Origin of the sequence: Cupriavidus sp. SIMBA_020, from assembly GCF_046535395.1 — a bacterium.
GTDB lineage: Bacteria > Pseudomonadota > Gammaproteobacteria > Burkholderiales > Burkholderiaceae > Cupriavidus > Cupriavidus campinensis.
Map to the genome: position 1 here is coordinate 100,913 of NZ_JAWRWU010000001.1, position 18,750 is coordinate 119,662.

An 18,750-nucleotide genomic window follows, 5' to 3' on the forward strand; every position below is an offset into this window, starting at 1 on the left:
GGCAGCGTTCCGGTGGCGTTCAGGTAGCGGACGGCCCCGCGCGCCGCGCCTTGCGCGCCTCCGCCATGCCGCGCACGTTCAGCGCGGCCAGCGCGAACTGGAGCACTACCAGCGCCCAGGCGCCGGTATGGAAGCCCCAGCCCACCCACATCGCGTTGCTAATCAGGAAGACCCAGAAGCCTACCTTGCGCCGGCCCGCCGCGCGGCTGCCCACCAGCCAGGTGGCGGCCACCGTTACCGCCATCGCGGGCCATTGCAGCGCATCGAGCCAATCCACGGAAATCCTCCCGACCTGACGATCCTTATCCAGCGTAGTCGGCCCGGTGTGGCGGCGGCCAGCGTGGGGTGTCCCGTTCGGCTGTCGGCGCATTCTCACAACGTTATCTATAAAGCACTTGATGAGCGGAATGCCGATTTCCCATACGGCGTCAATCAGCCGGGCGCCGATAGTGTGGGCTATGAATCTCTCCTAGAATCGACTCAACGTCCTGCCTTGGGGCGCGGTCAGCCTCGGGGCGTCCATAGCCCGATCCCTCCCATCTTCCACACCTTCATGCGCCCAGAAAATCAGCGACTAGCGGACCTCCTGCGCGAGGACCAGGACACCATCTTGCGCGGCTGGACCGCCGAGTACCACGTCTACACGGGCGGCCGCGGCCTGAGCCAGAACCTTGAGACCGAGCAGCGGGCGATTCTCAAGGCGCTCGAGACCGGGCTGACCGCGGATGCCGACACCGGCAGCTTCGACATCAGCGCCTGGAACGCCCTGCGGGACACGCTGGCGCGCCTGTCCTCCGCGCGCGCGGCACAGGGCGAAACCGCCGACATGACCAGCGGCTTCGTGCTGGCGCTCAAGCGCCCGCTGTTCGATGGCCTGCAGCGCCATCGCGGCGACGTGGACGGCCAGATCGCGGTGGTCTGGGCGGCCTCCTCCATCGTGGACCGCATGGCGCAGTGGACGGTCTCCACCTACCAGAAGACGCGCGAGGAAATCATCGTGCGCCAGCAGCACGAGCTGCTGGAACTGTCCACGCCCGTGATCAAGCTGTGGGACGGCGTGCTGGCGGTGCCGGTAATCGGCACGCTGGACAGCAGCCGCGCGCAGATCGTCATGGAAACGCTGCTGGAGCGCCTGGTGAATACCGGCGCCGAGCTGGCCATCATCGACATCACCGGCGTGCCCACCGTGGACACCCTCGTGGCGCAGCACCTGATGAAGACCGTCACGGCCATCCGCCTGATGGGCGCGGAAAGCATCATCAGCGGCATCCGGCCGCAGATTGCGCAGACCATCGTTCATCTTGGCATCGACCTGCAGGGCATCATCACCAAGTCCACGCTGGCGGACGCGCTGGCCACGGCCATGCGCATGACCGGCCACACCGTCACCCGCGCCGTCTGAACCCGGAGGCGCCATGGAACGGATTCCAATCCTGCGGATGGGCAAGAACCTGCTGGTCACGATCCAGATTGACATGCAGGACCAGACCGCATTGATGTTGCAGGAAGACATTGCCTCTTCCATCGACCAGACCGGCGCGCACGGCGTGCTGATCGATGTCTCGGCGCTGGAGATGGTGGACTCGTTCATCGGCCGCATGCTGGTGAGCATCTCGGACATCAGCCGCATCCTGGGCGCGACCACGGTGGTGGCGGGCATCCGCCCGGCCGTGGCCATCACGCTGGTGGAGCTGGGGCTCTCGCTGGGCGGCGTGAAGACGGCCCTGAGCGTGGAGCGCGGCATGCAGATGCTCGACGCCGCCGCGCGGGGAGCCTGACATGGCCATCCCTGCCGTGGCCACCGCGCTGGCCGATACGGGCAGCGCCCCGCTGAAGGACGAGCGCGATATCGTCCACGCGCGCGCCATGGTGCGCACGCTGACGACCCAGCTGAAGTTCTCGCTGGTGGAGCAGACTAAGATGATTACGGCAGCCAGCGAGCTCGCCCGCAACACCGTGGTGTACGGCGGCGGCGGCGAGATGCGCTGGGAGATGCTGGCCGAGGGCATCCGCAAGGGCCTGCGGCTGCATTTCGAGGACAAGGGCCCCGGCATTCCGGACGTGGAACAGGCGTTGACCGACGGCTGGACCACGGGCAGCGGGCTGGGCATGGGCCTGTCGGGCAGCAAGCGACTGGTGAACGAGTTCGCCATCAATACCAAAGTTGGCGAGGGAACCTGTGTCAGCATCACTCGGTGGAAGTAACAACCTGGGCCCGCACATCGCCGTGCCGATGGGCGACCGCAGCCGCGTGGGCGAGGCCCGCCGCGCCGCCGCCGAACTGGCCGGGCGGCACGGCTTCGACGCCATCCAGTCCGGCCGGCTGGCCGTGGCCGTCAACGAGCTGGGCAACAACCTCGTCGGCCACGCCCGGGGCGGCCGGCTGCTGGTGGGCGCGTGCCAGCTGGGCGACGCCATCGCCATCGAGCTGATTTCGATCGATGACGGCCCCGGCATGGCCGACCTCCAGGCCTGCCTGCGCGACGGCTATTCCACCGGCGGCAGCGCCGGCCAGGGCCTGGGCGCGGTCAGCCGGCTGGCCGATGACTTCGACGTCTACACCCGCCCCGGCCAGGGCACGCTGATCCTGGCCCGCTTCTACCGCGAGCACGATGCCAACGGCGCGCCGCGCCGCGCCGGCGCCGGCTTCGATGTGGGCGCCGTATGCGTGGCCGCGCCGGGCGAGACGGTCAGCGGCGACGGCTGGAATGTGGCCATGCACGACAACCGCGCCGACGTGGTGGTGGCGGACGGCCTGGGGCACGGCCCCGACGCCGCCGAGGCCGCCGCGGTGGCGCTGGCCGTGTTTGCCCAGGCCCGGGGCAGCCATCCGGGCCGCTACCTCGAACTGGCGCATGGCGCGCTGCGCACCACGCGCGGCGCCGCCGTGACCGCCGCGCGCGCGGACGCCGGCGCCCAGCGCATCCGCTATGCCGGTGCCGGCAACGTCATGGCGCGCGTGATGTCCGGCATCGACGACCGTACGCTGCTGGTCCAGAATGGCACGGCCGGCCTGCAGATGCGCGCCGTGCAGGAGCAGGAGGTGGAGTGGCCGCCGCACGCGCTGCTGATCGTGCATTCGGATGGCATCCAGTCGCGCTGGCGGCTGGACGACCCGGCCGTGCTGCAGCGCGATCCCTCGCTGGTGGCCGCGTTTGTGTTCTGGAAATTCTGCCGGGGCCGCGACGATGCCACCGTCGTGGTGGTTCGCCGCGCGCAGCGGTGATGCCCCCCGGGCCCGCAAGAGACCGTGAGACTGGCCGCGATATGACCCACTCGACTCCCCCGACCCACCCGACCCACCCGACGTCCTCCCCCGACGCCGACCCCGCCGGACTCCTGGCCGCGCTGGCGGCGCGCACCCAGGAAGTGGAGGCGCTGCGCGCCGAACTCGACGAAACCAATCGCGGCGTGCTGGCGCTGTATTCGGAGCTGGACATCCAGGCCGACCAGCTGCGCCAGGCCACCGAGCTGAAGAGCCGCTTCCTGGCCTATATGAGCCACGAGTTCCGCACGCCGATCGTCGCCATCCAGAGCATTACCCGGCTGCTGATCGACCGCGTGGACGGCCCGCTCACCCCCGAGCAGGAAAAGCAGGTGGTGTTCGTGCGCGACACCGCCGCCGAGTTTGCCGAGATGGTCAACGACCTGCTCGACCTGGCGCGGCTGGAGGCGGGGCGCGTGGATGTGTCGCCGGCCTGGTTCGACATGGTGGCCCTGTTCGACGCCCTGCGCGGCATGTTCAAGCCCGTGCTGACCAACCCCGAGGTGTCGTTGATCTTCGAGGCGCCGCACGACGTGCCCAAGCTGTTCAGCGACGACCGCAAGCTCTCGCAGATCCTGCGCAACTACATCTCCAACGCGCTGAAGTTCACGCCCAGCGGCGAGATCCGCGTCTCGGCCGTGTGCGATGGCGACGACACCATCACGTTCTCGGTGCGCGATACCGGCATCGGCATCCCGGCGGAGTCCCACGGCGAGGTATTCCAGGACTTCGTGCAGATCGACTCCCCGCTGCAGCGGCGCTACCGGGGCTCGGGCCTCGGGCTGGCGCTGAGCAAGCGGCTGGCGGAGCTGCTTGGCGGGCATGTCGGCTTCGAGAGCGAAGTCGGCGTGGGCTCGCGCTTCTACGTGACCGTGCCGGTGGCGCTGCCCGTGCCCCCGGGCGCGCCTGCCGGAGACCATCATGGCTGACCACAATGCACCAGCCACCGGCAGGGGCGACACCCCGCCGCTGGTGCTGGTGGTGGACGACAACCCGGTTACGCGCTACGCCACGGTGCGCGTGCTGAGCGCGGCCCGCTTCCGCACCATCGAGGCCGAGAGCGGCCAGGAGGCGCTGCAACGCGCCGACACCAGCGTCTCCGCCGTGGTGCTCGACGTGAATTTGCCGGACATCGATGGCTTTCAGGTCTGCCGCCGCCTGCGCGAGCGCACCGAGACCGCCACCGTGCCGGTGGTGCACCTCTCCGCCACCTACGTGGCCGACTACGACAAGGTGCGCGGGCTGGACGCCGGCGCCAGTGCCTACCTGATCCACCCGGCCGAGCCGGCCGTGCTGGTGGCCACGATCTCCTCGCTGCTGCGCGCCAGCGCCGCCGAGCGCTCGCTGCGCGAGAGCGAGGCACGCTTCCGCGCGATCTACCACCAGGCCATCGGCGGCATCTGCACGCTGGACCTGGAGGGGCGCTTCGTCGATCTGAACCCGGCCATGCTGGGCCTGCTGCAGCGCCCCGCCGACGCGCTGATCGGCCAGCCCGTGGCCGCCTTCGCCCCGCCCGATTGGGTGGAGCGTGTGGCCGAGGCCACCGGCCAGCATCTGCAGGACGGCTGGCAGGGTGCGTTTCCGCTGCGCGACGCGCAGGGCGAGACCATGCACCTGGAGTGGAGCATTTCAGCCGTGCTGGAGAACGGCGTAAAGGTGGCCGTGGTGTCCAACATCACCGACCGCGTGCTGCTGGAGCGCCAGCGCGAGCAGCTGATCGAGCGCGAGCAGGCCGCGCGCGCCGCCGTGGAGCGGCTGAACCGGATGAAGGACGACTTCATCGCCATCCTCTCGCACGAACTGCGCAATCCGCTGAACGTGATCTCGGTCTGGACCCATGTGCTGAGCCGCCACGTGACTTCCGAGGAGGGGCGGCGCGGGCTGGCGGCGGTGGAGCGCAATATCGCCATCCAGCGCCGGCTGGTGGCGGATCTGGTCGATGTGTCGATGCTGAACGTCGGCAAGATGAAGCTCGAACGCGAACTCACCAAACCCGCCGACGTGATTGGCGGCGCGCTGGACAGCATGCTGGCGCAGGCCGCCGAGCGGCGCGTGGCGCTGGACGTGGACCTGCCGGCCACGCTGGTTCCCCGCGCCTGGCTGGACCCGGCGCGCTTCCAGCAGATCCTGTGGAACCTGCTCTCCAACGCCATCAAGTTCTCGCCCGAGGGCGGCGCGGTGCGCGTGGAGGCCAGCTCCGATGCCGACACGCTGCGCGTGCGCGTGGTGGACCAGGGGCGCGGCATCGCCCCGGACTTCCTGCCGCTGCTGTTCGACCGCTTCACCCAGAGCGACGACGCCAACCGGCGCCAGCACGGCGGCCTGGGGCTGGGGCTGGCCATCGTCAAGCATCTGGCCGAGATGCACGGCGGCACGGTGCATGCCGCCAGCGGCGGCGTGGGCACGGGGGCGACCTTCGAGGTCTCGATTCCGCTGGTGGAGCCGGGATCGCCGGACCCTGGCGCCGAGCGCGCCGAGGTGGCGGCCATCCAGCCGGCCGTGCCGCTGAACGCGCTGGACGTGCTGCTGGTGGAGGACGACGACGACGCCGCGGCGGCGCTGTCGGCCATCCTGACGAACGACGGCGCGCAGGTGCGCACCGTGCGCGACTGCGAGGCCGCGCTGGATGAGATCGAGGCCGCCACGCCGGACCTCATCATCAGCGACATCGGCCTGCCCGGCCGCGACGGCAACGACCTGATCCGCGAAGTGCGCATCCGCGAGGCGGTGGCCTCGCAGGCGCGCACGCCGGCCATCGCCCTGACCGCCTTCACGCGCCAGCAGGACCGCCGCGCGGCCATCGAGTCAGGCTTCGACGCGGTGTGCGGCAAGCCGCTGCGGCTACAGGAACTGATGAGCGCGATCGAAAACGTGCTGGGGCCGCTGCAGTGAGCCAGCGGCGTCAGCCCTCCATCCGCACCAGATAGCGCCCGCGCGACTGCCGCGCCAGCATGCGGGCCATGGCTTCGGGGATGTCCTGGAACGCGATCTCATTGGCTACCAGGTCAAGGTGGCGCGGCCGGTAGGCGTCGGCGATCTTCGCCCAGACTTCGCTGCGCAGCGCCATCGGGCTGTTGGCATTGATGCCGATCAACTTCACGCCGCGCAGGATAAATGGCAGCACGGTGGCGTCGAACTGCGCGCCCGCCGCGTTGCCAAAGGCCGTGGCCACGCCGTCTGGCTGGAGCGTGCGCAGCATCCACGCCAGCACCTCCCCGCCCACGGCATCGACGGCGCCGGCCCACTGCGCCGGGTCCAGCGGTTTGCCCGTCGCCTTGGCCACCTCGGCCGGCAGGATCTCCGCCGCGCCCAGCGTGCGCAGGTAGTCGAGTTCGGCGGCCTTGCCGGTCAGCGCCGTCACGGCGTAGCCGCGCCCGGCCAGCATGTCGATGGCGATGCTGCCCACGCCGCCCGTTGCCCCGCTTACCACCACCTTGCCGCGCGCCGGCGCCAGCCCGTTGTGCTCCATCCAGTGCAGGCACAGCCCGGCCGTGTAGCCGGCCGCGCCGAGCGTGGCAGCCTCGCGCAGCGAGAGCCCCGCCGGCAGCGGCATCGCCCAGTCCGCCTTCACGCGCGCGTACTGCGCGTGGCCGCCGTCATGGTCCACGCCGATGCCGAAGCCGTGCACCACCACCGGGTCGCCCTCGCGGAAACGCGCGTCGGACGACGCCGCCACGGTGCCGGTCAGGTCGATGCCGCCGATGCGCGGATACTGGCGCACGATGGCGTTGATGCCGGCGGCGGCCAGCGCGTCCTTGTAGTTCAGGCTCGACCACGCCACGCGCACCAGCACCTCGCCGGGCGACAAATCGTCAACGTCCAGTTCGACAAAGCGGGCGGCGGGCGCGCTGGCCCCTGCCGTGGGCGCGTGAAGCCGGTAAGCCAGAAATCGCGACATAGCCTTTCCTATCTATCCATTGCCAATCATTGCCAATCAATCCAGCGACGTGCCGGTGGACTTCACCAGCGCCGCCCACCAGGCGGTATCCGTGCGGATCTGCTGGGCGAACTGCTCGGGCGTGTTGCCGACCGGCTCGGCGCCCTGGTCGATCAACCGCTTGCGCATCTCCGGCCGGGCCAGGATCTTCAGCGTGGCCTGGTTGAGCCGGTCGATGATCGGGCGCGGCGTGCCGGCCGGCGCCATCAGGCCCTTCCAGGCCGTGACCGTGAATCCTTTCAGCCCGGCCTCTTCCGCCGTGGGCACGTCCGGGGCAATCGGCACGCGCTTGTCACTGGCCACCGCGAGCGCGCGCAGCTTGCCGGACTGCACGTGCGGCCACAGCGGCGGCATGTTGTCGATCAACACCGTGATGTGCCCCGCCACCAGGTCCGCCACGGCCGGGCCAGTGCCCTTGTATGGCACGTGCTGCATGCGCAGGCCGGCCATCTGGTTCAGCAGCTCGCCCGCGAGCTGGGCCGGCGTGCCGTTGCCGGGCGAGCCGAAGGTGACCTGCCCGTTATGCGTGCGGGCGTAGGCGATGAACTCGGCCACCGTGGTCACCGGCAGCCCGGCATTCACCACCATCAGGTTGAAGTCGCGCGAGATCATCGTCACCGGCGCGAGGTCGCGCGCGGGGTCGAAGGTCATCTTCGGATACAGGCTCGGGTTGATCACCGTCGGCCCGGCGCTGGCCAGCAGCAGCGTGTAGCCGTCCGGCGCGGCGCGGGCGACGATCTCGCCGCCGATATTGCCGCCCGCCCCGGGCTTGTTCTCGACCACCACGGTCTGGCCCAGCTCCTCGCGCAGCGGATCGGCCAGCAGGCGCGCGACGATGTCTGCCGTGCCGCCCGGCGCGAACGGCACCACGATCCGGATCACCCTATTGGGGTATGCGCCCTGCCCCTGCCCCTGCGCCACCCCCACCACACCCAACATCCCCCATGCAAGACTTGCGACGACTACACATGCTTTGAACATTTTTGTCATCTCCGGTGGTTTTGTCCGGATGTGACATTACACGTTCAGCGCGGCGCCGTCGCCTGCGCGATGGTGCGCCGGGCGATATTCAGCTGGTGGATCTGGCTGGTACCCTCGTACAGCCGGAACAGGCGCACGTCCCGGTAGAAGCGCTCGATGCCGTAGTCGGCGATATAGCCGTAGCCGCCGAACATCTGCACGCAGCGGTCCGCCACGCGGCCGCACATCTCGGAGGCGAAGTACTTGCAGATCGACGCCTCCATGGTCACGTCCGCGCCCGCGTCGCGCTGGCGCGCGGTCTCCAGGATCAGCGCGCGGGCGGCGTGGATGTCGGTCTGGCAATCGGCAATCAGGCCCTGCACGAGCTGGAAGTCCGCCAGCGGCTGGCCGAACTGCCTGCGGCCGGTGACGAAGCGCACGGCGTCGTCGAGCATGCGGATGGCCGGCCCGATGCACAGCGCCGCCAGGTGGATACGCTGCTTGTTCAGCACCTTCATCGCCGTGCGGAAGCCCTGCCCTGGCTCGCCGCCGATCAGGCTGTCCGCCGGCACGCGGCAATCGCGGAAATAGACCTCGGAGACCGGCGAGCCGGCCTGCCCCATCTTGCGATACGGCGCGCCGGTGGTGAGCCCGGGGGTGTCGCGCGGCACGATGAAGGCCGAGATGCCGGCCGCGCCGGGGGTGTCCGGATCGGTGCGGGCCATCACCGTGAACAGGCCGGCGAGGGGCGCATTGGTGATGAAGCACTTGGTGCCGTTGAGCACGTAGTGGTCACTGTCGCGCCGGGCCGAGGTTTGCAGCGCAGTGGCGTCCGAGCCGGCTTCCGGCTCGGTCAGCGCGAAGGCGCCGGTCACCTCGCCACTGGCCAGCAACGGCAGGTAGCGGCGCTTCTGGGTCGGCGTGCCATCGGCCACCAGCGCCTCCGAGCCGATGCCCGTGTTGGTGCCCACGCGGGCCCGGAACGCCACCGAGCACTGCGACAGCATCATCGCCGCCTGCACCAGTTCCTCGGTGGTCATGCCGGCGCCGCCGTATTCCTCTGGAATCGAATAGCCGAACATGCCTTGCGCGGCCATGGCGTCCACGATGTCGCCGGGCACTTCGTCGCGCTCCGCTACCTCGGCCTCGCGCGGCACCAGGCGTTCACGCACGAAGCGTTGCAATGCGTGCAGGAAGGGATCGAAGACTTCCGGGTCTCGGATCATTCGGTTTTTCGCTCCAGTCGGCACCGACAAAGGCAGGGCATCGCGTCGAGCGTACGGTGGGTGCATCGTTTGCACTATCAATGTTTCGCTATCTTGAACATCGTCTACCCTTATGGAAGAACCCGGCGGCAACACCATACCAAGGGTTAACCCCATGATCTCTCGCCCCCATCATCCCGATCCCGCGTTTGCCACCACGCTGGCCCATGGCCTGGGGCTGCTCCAGTGCTTTCGCGCCGGCGAGACGGTGCTGAGCAACAAGGAACTGGCGGATCGGACCGGCTTGTCGAAGGCCACCATCAGCCGGCTGACGTACACGCTGGCCGCCCGGGGCCTGCTGCTCTACGACAGGCACTTGCGCCGCTATCGGCTGGGCTCCACGGCGCTCTCGCTCGGCTATCCGCTGCTGGCCTCGCTGGGCGTGCGCCAGTTGGCCCGCCCGCTGATGAAATGCCTCAGCGACTGCATAGGCGGCACGGTCTCGCTCGGCATGCGCGACCGCCTGCATATGGTCTACGTGGAGACCGTCCGCGCCCATGACGCCATCGCATTCCGCCCGGAGATCGGGGCGTCATTGCCGATGCTGACCACCGCGATGGGGCGCGCCTGGCTAGCCCAGGCGCCCGAAGCGGTGCGCGCGCCAGTCGTCGCCGGCCTGCGCGAGCACGCGCCGGACGAATGGTGCGACCATGCCCGGGCCGTGCCGGAGGCCATCGAACATCTGGCGCGGTTCGGCTTCACGCGCACGCCGGGCGCCTGGCAGCGCGACGTGCACGCCGTGGCCGTGCCCATGCGCACGCTGATCGACGGGGAAATCCTGATCTTCAACTGCGGCGTGCTGGCCAGCCGCCTGACCCCCGACATGCTCGAGCAGCGCATGGGCCCGGGCCTGATCGAGATGGTGCAGGAGGTGGAATTCTTGCTGCTGACCGGAGCCGGCTGATGGCACCCCATCCGCCCCAGCCCCCCGCCCCGCCTGAGCGCGACCGCCAGTTCGCCACCACGCTGGCGCGCGGCATCGACATCCTGCTGGCCTACCGCCCCGGCGAGTCCCTGCTCGGCAACCGGGATTTCGTGCTGCGCACGGGCTTGTCGAAGTCCACCGTCGCCCGGCTGACCCACACGCTCGCCGCGCTCGGCTACCTGCGCCATGACGTGGCGCTGGGCAAGTACCGCCTGGGCGCGGCGGTGCTGGCGCCGGCCTACCCGCTGCTGTGCGGCATGCCGATCCGCCAGCTTGCCCGCCCGCTGATGCAGGCGATGGCCGGCGAGCTGGGCGGGGCCGTCTCACTGGGCATACGGGACCGGAACCAGATGATCTACGTGGAGACCGCGCTTGCCACCCCAGACCTCGCGTTCGCCCCCGACGTGGGCGCCGCCATGCCGATGCTGGCCAGCGCCATCGGCAAGGCATGGCTGTGCCGGGCGCCGGCCAAGGCCAGCGCGGCCGTGCTGAACCGCCTGCGGCTGGAAGACCCCGAGGCCTACCACCGCGCGGCGCCGGCGCTGGCGCAGGCGCGCAAGGATCTGGCGCGGCATGGCTACTGCACCAGCCGGGGCGAATGGCGACCGGATGTGTTCGGTTTTGCGGTGCCGCTCTGCGCGCGCGTGGATTCCCGCTGGTTTGTCATCCATTGCGGGGTGCTGGCGCAGGCGGGGGCCTTCCATGCGGTCGAAAAGGTCATCGGTCCACGCCTGGTGGCCCTGGCGAACCAGCTCGAGATGCGCCTGGGGCTGCGCTGACGCGGCAGCTATCCATCGCAAAAACACCACAAAAGCCCGCCCCCACGCGGGCTTTTCCTTGACGGCACAACGCCCGCCTAGGATCATTCGACTTTTCCGAGTAACGCGAATCGTTCGTATTCACGTTAGTATTCGCACCTTCGAGCCAACATAACAATGACTTCCAGCTTGCCCAATGCCGCGCGCCGGCAGCACGCGCCGTCGCGCGTGCGCCCTCTGGCCGCTTTCGCCCGGATGGCCGTCCTGACCGGATTCCCGCTGTGTGGCGTCGCCTTCGCCCAGACGACGGAGCCGGCGGCAGCCGCCCCGGCCGAGCAGGCGCTGCCGGCCGTGACCGTGAGCGCGGCGCAGGAAATCGAAATTGGCCCGCAGCTGAAGAAGAAGGCCTCCGGCGGCGCGCTGGGCAACCGCTCGCAGCTCGACACGCCGTTCTCCACCACCATCGTGACCGGCGAAGACCTGGCGGACCGCCAGGTGACCAAGATCGGCGATGTGTTCTTCAACGACGCCTCGGTCTCGGACAACAGCAACGCAAATAACGCGTGGGCGTCGTACACCACGGTGCGCGGCCTGCAGCTCGACTGGCGCAACGCGTACAAGATCAACGGCATGCCGTTCATCAGCTACGGCCTGACGCTGCCCTACGAACAGCTCGAACAGGTGGAACTGCTCAAGGGCGCCTCCGGCTTCATGTACGGCTTCGGCAACCCGGGCGGCACGGTCAACTACGTCACCAAGCGCCCGACCGAGCAGTTCACGGCCAGCGTGGAACTGGGCTACCGCTCGTCGCACGTGTGGACCGAGCACGTCGACGTGGGCGGCCGCGCCGGCCCGGACAACATGTTCGGCTATCGCCTGAACCTCACGCACGAGGAAGGCAAGCCCAGCAATGCCGTGGGCATCAACCGCAATTCGGTCTCGCTGGGCCTGGACGCACGCATCACGCGTGACCTGACCTGGACCTTCGACGGCATCTACCAGGACCGCAACACCTGGGGCGCCACGCCGACGTTCTACACCGGCTCCCTGCCTGCCGGCGGCCAGTTGCCGGGCGTGGTCAGCGGCCGCGGCGGCCTGTACGCCGGCCCCGACGCGCACTTCTATTCGAACCTGCAGGTGTACCAGACCGGCCTGCGCTACCGGCTCAACGACGACTGGACCGTCAGCACGACCTACAGCTTCAGCAAGCAGTCGCGCAGCCGTAACGAAACCACGCTCAACCTGCAGAATGCGGCAGGCGACTACACCGATTTCCGCTACGACGGCGCCGAAAGCCAGCAGTTCAGCAACTGGACGTCGATGGTCGAAGGCAAGTTCCGCACGGGCCCGTTCCGCCATGAACTGGTGGCCGGCCTGAGCTGGCAGAAGCAGATCGACCGCTACAGCACCAACTCGGTCTACACGCAGTTGGCCAACGGCAACATCTACGCCCCGTACACCGGCGTGTACTACAGCCAGACCGGCTTCAACAAGTACCGCGCCGGCGACACCGAGCAGAAGGCGGCGTTCGTCAGCGACACCATGTACCTGACCGAGAAATGGTCGGTGCTGGGCGGCCTGCGTGTCACCAACTACGAGCAGAACGGCTACGGCTTCCCGGGCACCACGGGCGGCAACACCAACTTCACCAAGAACGGCCTGATCACGCCCACCGCGGCGATCATGTTCAAGCCGATGCCGAGCACCACGCTGTACGCCAGCTACGTGGAGTCGTTCGACGGTGGCGGCATCGTCTCGTCGTTCTACTCCAACGCCGGCGCCGCGCTGACGCCGGCCAAGAGCCGCCAGTACGAAGTGGGCGCCAAGACGGACCAGGGCCTCTGGACCGGTACGGCAGCGCTGTTCCGCATCGAGCAACGTACGGAATTCGGCCGCAACGACGGCGGCACGCTGCCGGTGTTCGTCCAGGACGGCAAGTCGATCTACCAGGGTGTGGAGATGGCGGGCAGCACGCGGATCGGCTCCCAGTGGGAAGTAGGCGGCAGCGCGATGTACCTGGACAGCTATTACGACCAGGGCCAGCTGAACATCGGCAACCGCGTGGCCGGTGCCCCGAACTGGATCCTGACGGGCCGGATCAGCTACCGCGTGCCGTTCGTGCCGGGCCTGAAGGTTGGCCTCGACGGCAAGTACACGGGTACCACCAAGGTCCGCCCCGAGGGCGACCTGACGGCAGGCGGCTACACGGTGTTCAACCTGGGTGCCTCGTACAGCACCCGCGTGGCCGGCAAGGAGCTGACGCTGCGCGCCGCACTGACCAACCTGGCCAACAAGCGCTACTGGGGCTTCCAGTACGCTGGCTACGTCCAGCCGGCGGACCCGCGTGCCGTCAGCCTGACCGCGAAGATCGCGTACTAAGCTGACCTGAGGCGCGTAGTGAGTCGGATGCGCCACCTATGAAACGCCCTGCCCTGGCAGGGCGTTTTGCTTTGGGCCGCTTGGAGCGCCGATCCTGCCGCGTATACAATCGCGGTCTTTACCCGTTCACCCCAGACCTTCGCCCCGCCATGACCACCCTCGGAACGCCCCTCTCCCCCTCCGCCACCAAAGTGATGCTGCTCGGCTCCGGCGAGCTCGGCAAGGAAGTGCTGATCGCACTGCAACGGCTGGGCGTGGAAACCATCGCCGTGGACCGCTACGAGAATGCGCCGGGCCAGCAGGTGGCGCACCATGCCCGCACCATCACGATGAGCGACGGCGAGCAGCTGAAGGCCCTGATCGAGGCCGAGCGCCCGGATCTGGTGGTGCCCGAGATCGAAGCCATCGCCACCCCGATGCTGGAGGCGCTGGAAGCCGCCGGCGTGGTCCGCGTGATTCCCACCGCCCGTGCCGCACGGCTGACCATGGACCGCGAGGGCATCCGCCGCCTGGCCGCCGAGACGCTGGCCCTGCCGACCAGCCCGTACAAGTTCTGCGATTCGCTCGAGGAACTCCAGGCCGCCATCGACGGCGGCATCGGCTACCCGTGCGTGGTCAAGCCGGTGATGAGCAGCTCCGGCAAGGGCCAGAGCAAGATCGACGGCCCCGAGGGCGTCAAGGCCGCCTGGGACTACGCCATGGCCGGCGGCCGCGTGAGCCACGGCCGTGTGATCGTGGAAGGCTTCATCGACTTCGACTACGAAATCACCCTGCTGACCGTGCGCGCCGTGGGCGCCGATGGCCAGGTGGAAACGCAATTCTGCGAGCCGATCGGCCATGTGCAGGTCAGCGGCGACTACGTGGAAAGCTGGCAGCCCCACCCGATGCATCCGCAGGCCCTCGCAACGGCGCAGCACATCGCCCGCGCGGTGACGGCCGACCTCGGCGGCCAGGGGCTGTTCGGCGTGGAACTGTTCGTCAAGGGCGAGCAGGTCTGGTTCAGCGAGGTCAGCCCGCGCCCGCACGACACCGGCATGGTGACGATGATCACCCAGTGGCAGAACGAGTTCGAACTCCACGCCCGCGCCATCCTCGGCCTGCCGGTCAGTACGGCGCTCAAGAGCCCCGGCGCCAGTGCCGTGATCTACGGCGGCGTGGAAGCCCAGGGCATCGTCTTCGACGGCGTGGACGACGCGCTGCGCGTGCCGCAGACCGAACTGCGCCTGTTCGGCAAGCCGGAGAGCTTCGAGCGCCGCCGCATGGGCGTGGCGCTGGCCTACGCCGAAAACGTGGACGTGGCCCGCGCGCGCGCCAAGGATGCAGCCAGCCGCGTCAAGCCGCGCAAGGGCTGAGGGGCTGAGGGGCTGAGGGACTGAGGGACTACGCCGGTCAAGGCGTGATGGCGACCTTCAGCACGCCGTCACGCTGATTCGAGAACAGGTCGTACGCCTCGACGATGCGTGACAGCGGGAACCGGTGGGTCACCATCGGCCCGAGGTCGAGGCGATTGGTCTCGATCACCTGCATCAGCCGCCGCATCCGCTCCTTGCCGCCCGGGCACAGCGACGTCACGATGCGATGGTCGCCCAGCCCGGCGGCGAAGGCATCGAGCGGAATACGCAGGTCGCTCGAATAGACGCCCAGGCTCGACAAGGTGCCACCCGGCTTCAGCACGCGCAGCGCCGCCTCGAAGGTGGCCTGCGTGCCGAGCGCCTCGATGGAGGCGTCCACGCCCCGCCCCCCGGTCAGGCGCAGGATCTCCGCCACGACGTCCACCTTGCGGAAGTTCACCACGGCATCCGCGCCCATCTTCTGCGCGATGGCCAGACGCTCGTCGAGCCCATCCACCACGATAATCATCCCCGCGCCGCACAGCCGCGCGCCAGCCGTGGCGCAGAGCCCGATCGGCCCCTGGGCGAAAATCGCCACCGCATCGCCAATCTTGATGTTGGCCTGCTCCGCCCCGGCAAAGCCCGTGGACATGATGTCCGGGCACATCAGCACCTGTTCATCGGTCAGGCCGTCCGGAATGGGCGAGAGGTTCGCCTGGGCATCGGGCACCAGCACGTATTCGGCCTGGGTGCCGTCGATGGTGTTGCCGAAGCGCCAGCCGCCCATCGGCTTGTAGCCATGGCCGTGCGCCTGGCCATCCTGCGAAGGCCGCCCGTCCTGGCACGCGTAGGAATGAAAGCTCGGACAGATCGCCCCGGCAATCACGCGCTGGCCCACCCGGTAGCCGGTCACCACGCTGCCAAGCTTCTCGATCACGCCGACCGGTTCATGGCCGATGGTCAGGCCCGGCTTGACCGGATACTCGCCCTTGAGGATGTGGACATCCGTGCCGCAGATGGTGGTGGTCGTGATGCGGATCAGCGCATCGGTCGGCCCCACCTCTGGAATCGGCTTTTCCCGGAGTTCGATCTGTCCGGGCCCCTTGAAGACCAACGCTTGCATGCTTGCCATGACGCACTCCCGACGGTTGCCGCAGATAAACAGGCTAGTCGATGGGACAAGGACATGCCAATCCGGAGCCGGGGTATCTGCGCGCGGGTTGATCGCGTGCAAGCTTGCTGCAAAGTCTGATGTTTTCGATCAATTGACGTTGCTACGCCCGTGCATCCGCCGCCGCCACGGCAAGTGCCGCATGCTGCGCGCCGAGCACCGGGTTGGCCCGCAGCCCGCTCAGGTCCGCGCCGGACGGCGCCTGGTACAGCCGCAGCCCCAGCTCCGGCAGGATCGCCAGCAGGTGGTCGAAAATATCGCCCTGAATGCGCTCGTAGTCCGTCCAGCCGGTCAGCGTGGTGAAGCAGTAGACCTCGATGGGAATGCCCTGCGAATCAGGCTCCATCATGCGCAGGTTCAGCAGCAGATCGTGGTGGATTTCGGGATGGGCGCGCAGGTAGGCCATGCCGTAGGCGCGGAACGTGCCCACATTGGTCAGCCGGCGCCGGTTCACCGGGTCGTCGTCCGGGCCGCTCAGGGTAAGGTTGGCCTGCGCCACCTGGGCCTGCTTGATCTCCAGGTAGTCGTGCAGCAGCCGGAAGCGCATCAGCGCGTGCAGCTCCTCATCCTCCAGGAAGCGCACGCTGGTGGCGTCGATGCGCAGCGTCCGCTTGATGCGCCGCGCGCCGGACTCGAACATGTGCCGATAGTTGCGGTAGCTCTCTGAGAACAGCTTGTAGGTGGGCACCGTGGTGACCGTGTTGTCCCAGTTCTTGACCTTGACCGTGTGCAGCGCGATGTCCATCACGAAGCCATCGGCATTGGACTGCGGCATCTCGATCCAGTCGCCGATGCGCAGCATGTCGTTGGTGGTCAGCTGCGTGCTGGCCACCAGCGACAGCAGCGTGTCCTTGAAAACCAGCAGCAGCACCGCCGAGAGCGCGCCCAGGCCGGAGAGCATCCAGAGCGGCGAGCGGTCGATCAGGATCGACAGCACCAGCACGCCGCAGACCAGCCACAGCGCGAGCTGGGCCACCTGCACGTAGCCCTTGATCGAGCGCGTCTGCGCCCGCTGGCTGCCCGCGAACACGGTCTGCCAGGCCGAGAACACCCCGGACAGCATCAGGAACACGCTGACCCACGTGCCGGCATGGGCCAGCCGCTCAATCAGTTGCGAGAAACGGCCGAGGTTGGGCACCTCGCCGATGCCGAGCGCGATTACCGCCAGGAAGATGGCGTAGCCAAGCCGGCGGTAAATGCGGTGGCGCAGCAGCGCCGCGGCCCAGTTGCGGTGGCCGGACAGGCTCAGCACCCGGTAGACCAGGCGGCCCGCCACGCGCGCGATCAGCCACTGGGCCAGCGCGGCAATCACGCCGAGCGCCAGCACATAGAGCGCAATCTGGGCCGAGGGGTGGGCGGGAAGGCGTTGCTGGAACAGGTCCAGCAGGGCATCGAAATTCATGCGGCAGGCAGGTCGGTCAACAAACAAGCGCCAAGTGTACTAGCCACCCGCCCCGCCGCGACGGCTTTCTCGCCCCCGCCTGCCGTTTTCAGAATCGTCTCACGGCCGATTCTCGATCGGTTGATCGTCGATGCCCACCCTCACCCGTGTGGCGCGTACATCGCCATCAGCTGCTCGTCGGTATAGCCCCACTGGCGCGCGTCCTCGAAGGCCACCACGGTGTCCTCGCTGTGGGACAGGTCGATGACCTGCGGCGGCACCGCCTGGGACGCCGCCACGTTGTAGAACGTCATCACGCGGGGCCGCAGCGGCTCGTCCTCGTTCTGGCCGCACACCACGCCCAGCCGGCTGGAGCGCAGCCGCAGCACCGTGCCAAGCGGGTAGATGCCCACCGTGCGCGTAAACGCCTTGAATACCCGGCGGTCGAACAGCGTGTCCACGCGCACGGCGATGTACTCCACCGCGCGCGCCGGCGCCCAGGCCTGATGGTTGGGCCGGGGCGAGGTCAGCGAGTCATAGGTATCGCAGATCGCCGCGATCTTGGCGTGCACACTGATCTCGTGCTCGACCAGCCCGAACGGGTAGCCGCGCCCGTCCACGCGCTCGTGGTGGTGCACGCAGACGTCGAGCGGGATATTGGTGTACAGGCGCGCCTCGTTGAGGATGCGGTAGCCCGCCGACGGGTGGCGGCGCATCTGCTCTTCCTCGGCCGGCGTGAGGTCGGTGGCCTTGTGCAGCAGCGAATCGGGCAGCGTCAGCTTGCCGATGTCGTGCACCAGCCCGGCCAGCCCGAGTTCACGGACCTCGCCATCGGGCAGCTTGAGCGTGCGGCCCACGGCAATCATCAGCGCGCACACGGAGAACGAGTGCAGGTAGGTGTAGTCGTCCTTGGCCTTGAGCCGGGCCATGGCCAGCAGCGCCTGGGAATGGCGCGACAGCGACAGCGACGCCGAATCCACCAGCAGCAGCGCCCCGGCGGTCTCCAGCGCGCGGCCCATGCGCACATCGCTGAACATGTTGCCTACCAAGGAGCGACCACTCTTGATCAGCTCGCGCGCGCGCTCCAGTTCCTCCTCGAAACTGGCCTCGGGATCGTCGTCGGAAAGGTCGGCCTCCATCATCTCCGGCGCGGCCGGCGTGGGGAGGTTGCGGCCCTTGAGGATGTCGATCCACACATCCTGCACGTTGGCCGACTGGATCTGCGTGACCTGGTCGTCGCTGGTGACGAGGAAACGCGAGCGCCAGAACGGGTGGTTGATCCAGGGTCCGCCCAGCCTGGCCACGAACATGCCCACCTGGAGCTGTTCCGCTCGAATTCTTCTCAGCATGCACTTGTCCCTTGAAATGGGTGCGGATG

The 18,750-nt window shown here is 68.5% G+C and carries 17 protein-coding genes; 10 read left to right on the forward strand and 7 right to left on the reverse strand.

Features of this window, described 5'->3' with window-relative positions:
• Positions 1–19: 19 nt before the first annotated feature.
• Positions 20–277 carry a hypothetical protein gene (locus tag SB751_RS00460; RefSeq protein WP_144195438.1) on the reverse strand — a complete coding sequence of 86 codons (258 nt, stop codon included), beginning with the start codon at positions 275–277 and terminating at the stop codon, positions 20–22.
• Between the two features lie 276 nt (positions 278–553).
• Between SB751_RS00460 and SB751_RS00465 the strand changes: the two genes are divergently transcribed.
• The 6 genes from SB751_RS00465 to SB751_RS00490 are packed head-to-tail and all read left to right on the forward strand — an operon-like array spanning position 554 to position 6,157.
• Complete coding sequence (locus SB751_RS00465) at positions 554–1,402, forward strand: STAS domain-containing protein (RefSeq protein WP_144195440.1); 849 nt, start codon at positions 554–556, stop codon at positions 1,400–1,402.
• 13 nt (positions 1,403–1,415) lie between these two features.
• Positions 1,416–1,778, forward strand: a complete 363-nt coding sequence (locus tag SB751_RS00470; RefSeq protein WP_211944294.1) for an STAS domain-containing protein — start codon at positions 1,416–1,418, stop codon at positions 1,776–1,778.
• Between the two features lies 1 nt (position 1,779).
• Positions 1,780–2,205 carry an anti-sigma regulatory factor gene (locus tag SB751_RS00475; protein ID WP_187645152.1) on the forward strand — a complete coding sequence of 142 codons (426 nt, stop codon included), beginning with the start codon at positions 1,780–1,782 and terminating at the stop codon, positions 2,203–2,205.
• The gene (locus SB751_RS00480) at positions 2,180–3,226 is read left to right on the forward strand and encodes an ATP-binding protein (RefSeq protein ID WP_246118892.1); all 1,047 of its coding nucleotides are present in this window, start codon (positions 2,180–2,182) and stop codon (positions 3,224–3,226) included. Before SB751_RS00475 ends, SB751_RS00480 begins: the two co-directional genes overlap by 26 nt.
• A gap of 41 nt (positions 3,227–3,267) precedes the next feature.
• Positions 3,268–4,194, forward strand: a complete 927-nt coding sequence (locus tag SB751_RS00485) for a sensor histidine kinase (RefSeq protein WP_144195444.1) — start codon at positions 3,268–3,270, stop codon at positions 4,192–4,194.
• Positions 4,187–6,157 carry a response regulator gene (locus SB751_RS00490; protein ID WP_410747710.1) on the forward strand — a complete coding sequence of 657 codons (1,971 nt, stop codon included), beginning with the start codon at positions 4,187–4,189 and terminating at the stop codon, positions 6,155–6,157. The genes SB751_RS00485 and SB751_RS00490 overlap by 8 nt, the downstream gene beginning before the upstream one ends.
• Positions 6,158–6,167: 10 nt before the next feature.
• Here the strand turns inward: SB751_RS00490 and SB751_RS00495 are convergent, their stop codons facing one another.
• The 3 genes from SB751_RS00495 to SB751_RS00505 form a co-directional block, all read right to left on the reverse strand.
• Complete coding sequence (locus SB751_RS00495) at positions 6,168–7,163, reverse strand: oxidoreductase (protein ID WP_250025258.1); 996 nt, start codon at positions 7,161–7,163, stop codon at positions 6,168–6,170.
• Positions 7,164–7,199: 36 nt separating this feature from the next.
• Entirely contained in the window at positions 7,200–8,141 is a 942-nt protein-coding gene (locus SB751_RS00500) for a Bug family tripartite tricarboxylate transporter substrate binding protein (protein ID WP_244845081.1), read from the reverse strand.
• A gap of 86 nt (positions 8,142–8,227) precedes the next feature.
• Positions 8,228–9,388 carry an acyl-CoA dehydrogenase family protein gene (locus SB751_RS00505; RefSeq protein WP_144195452.1) on the reverse strand — a complete coding sequence of 387 codons (1,161 nt, stop codon included), beginning with the start codon at positions 9,386–9,388 and terminating at the stop codon, positions 8,228–8,230.
• Positions 9,389–9,542: 154 nt separating this feature from the next.
• Here SB751_RS00505 and SB751_RS00510 point away from each other — a divergent pair, with 154 nt between their 5' ends.
• From SB751_RS00510 to purT, 4 genes are all read left to right on the forward strand, one after another.
• Positions 9,543–10,331 (forward strand): IclR family transcriptional regulator, encoded by a 789-nt coding sequence (locus tag SB751_RS00510; protein WP_144195462.1) that lies wholly within the window; start codon positions 9,543–9,545, stop codon positions 10,329–10,331.
• Positions 10,331–11,131 carry an IclR family transcriptional regulator gene (locus SB751_RS00515; RefSeq protein WP_410747711.1) on the forward strand — a complete coding sequence of 267 codons (801 nt, stop codon included), beginning with the start codon at positions 10,331–10,333 and terminating at the stop codon, positions 11,129–11,131. Before SB751_RS00510 ends, SB751_RS00515 begins: the two co-directional genes overlap by 1 nt.
• Positions 11,132–11,287: 156 nt before the next feature.
• Complete coding sequence (locus SB751_RS00520; protein ID WP_144195466.1) at positions 11,288–13,489, forward strand: TonB-dependent siderophore receptor; 2,202 nt, start codon at positions 11,288–11,290, stop codon at positions 13,487–13,489.
• Between the two features lie 149 nt (positions 13,490–13,638).
• Positions 13,639–14,841, forward strand: coding sequence for a formate-dependent phosphoribosylglycinamide formyltransferase (gene purT / locus SB751_RS00525; protein WP_144195468.1), 1,203 nt, complete (start codon positions 13,639–13,641; stop codon positions 14,839–14,841).
• 37 nt (positions 14,842–14,878) lie between these two features.
• Here purT and SB751_RS00530 read toward each other — a convergent pair whose 3' ends face one another.
• The 3 genes from SB751_RS00530 to SB751_RS00540 all read right to left on the reverse strand — a co-directional run bounded on the left by SB751_RS00530 (position 14,879) and on the right by SB751_RS00540 (position 18,721).
• Positions 14,879–15,952, reverse strand: a complete 1,074-nt coding sequence (locus tag SB751_RS00530; protein ID WP_211944093.1) for an NAD(P)-dependent alcohol dehydrogenase — start codon at positions 15,950–15,952, stop codon at positions 14,879–14,881.
• Positions 15,953–16,094: 142 nt separating this feature from the next.
• Positions 16,095–17,393 carry a mechanosensitive ion channel family protein gene (locus SB751_RS00535; protein WP_211944094.1) on the reverse strand — a complete coding sequence of 433 codons (1,299 nt, stop codon included), beginning with the start codon at positions 17,391–17,393 and terminating at the stop codon, positions 16,095–16,097.
• A gap of 140 nt (positions 17,394–17,533) precedes the next feature.
• Positions 17,534–18,721: an HD-GYP domain-containing protein gene (locus SB751_RS00540; RefSeq protein ID WP_144195474.1), complete on the reverse strand. Its 1,188-nt coding sequence runs from the start codon at positions 18,719–18,721 to the stop codon at positions 17,534–17,536.
• Positions 18,722–18,750: the final 29 nt, after the last annotated feature.

Bases quoted from the DNA above. Each gene is read 5' to 3' on its own strand.
- SB751_RS00465 (WP_144195440.1), top strand. From the start codon at position 554: ATGCGCCCAGAAAATCAGCGACTAGCGGACCTCCTGCGCGAGGACCAG.
- SB751_RS00470 (WP_211944294.1), top strand. From the start codon at position 1,416: ATGGAACGGATTCCAATCCTGCGGATGGGCAAGAACCTGCTGGTCACG.
- SB751_RS00475 (WP_187645152.1), top strand. From the start codon at position 1,780: ATGGCCATCCCTGCCGTGGCCACCGCGCTGGCCGATACGGGCAGCGCC.
- SB751_RS00485 (WP_144195444.1), top strand. From the start codon at position 3,268: ATGACCCACTCGACTCCCCCGACCCACCCGACCCACCCGACGTCCTCC.
- SB751_RS00490 (WP_410747710.1), top strand. From the start codon at position 4,187: ATGGCTGACCACAATGCACCAGCCACCGGCAGGGGCGACACCCCGCCG.
- SB751_RS00495 (WP_250025258.1), bottom strand. From the start codon at position 7,163: ATGTCGCGATTTCTGGCTTACCGGCTTCACGCGCCCACGGCAGGGGCC.
- SB751_RS00500 (WP_244845081.1), bottom strand. From the start codon at position 8,141: ATGTTGGGTGTGGTGGGGGTGGCGCAGGGGCAGGGGCAGGGCGCATAC.
- SB751_RS00505 (WP_144195452.1), bottom strand. From the start codon at position 9,388: ATGATCCGAGACCCGGAAGTCTTCGATCCCTTCCTGCACGCATTGCAA.
- SB751_RS00510 (WP_144195462.1), top strand. From the start codon at position 9,543: ATGATCTCTCGCCCCCATCATCCCGATCCCGCGTTTGCCACCACGCTG.
- SB751_RS00515 (WP_410747711.1), top strand. From the start codon at position 10,331: ATGGCACCCCATCCGCCCCAGCCCCCCGCCCCGCCTGAGCGCGACCGC.
- SB751_RS00520 (WP_144195466.1), top strand. From the start codon at position 11,288: ATGACTTCCAGCTTGCCCAATGCCGCGCGCCGGCAGCACGCGCCGTCG.
- purT (WP_144195468.1), top strand. From the start codon at position 13,639: ATGACCACCCTCGGAACGCCCCTCTCCCCCTCCGCCACCAAAGTGATG.
- SB751_RS00530 (WP_211944093.1), bottom strand. From the start codon at position 15,952: ATGGCAAGCATGCAAGCGTTGGTCTTCAAGGGGCCCGGACAGATCGAA.
- SB751_RS00535 (WP_211944094.1), bottom strand. From the start codon at position 17,393: ATGAATTTCGATGCCCTGCTGGACCTGTTCCAGCAACGCCTTCCCGCC.
- SB751_RS00540 (WP_144195474.1), bottom strand. From the start codon at position 18,721: ATGCTGAGAAGAATTCGAGCGGAACAGCTCCAGGTGGGCATGTTCGTG.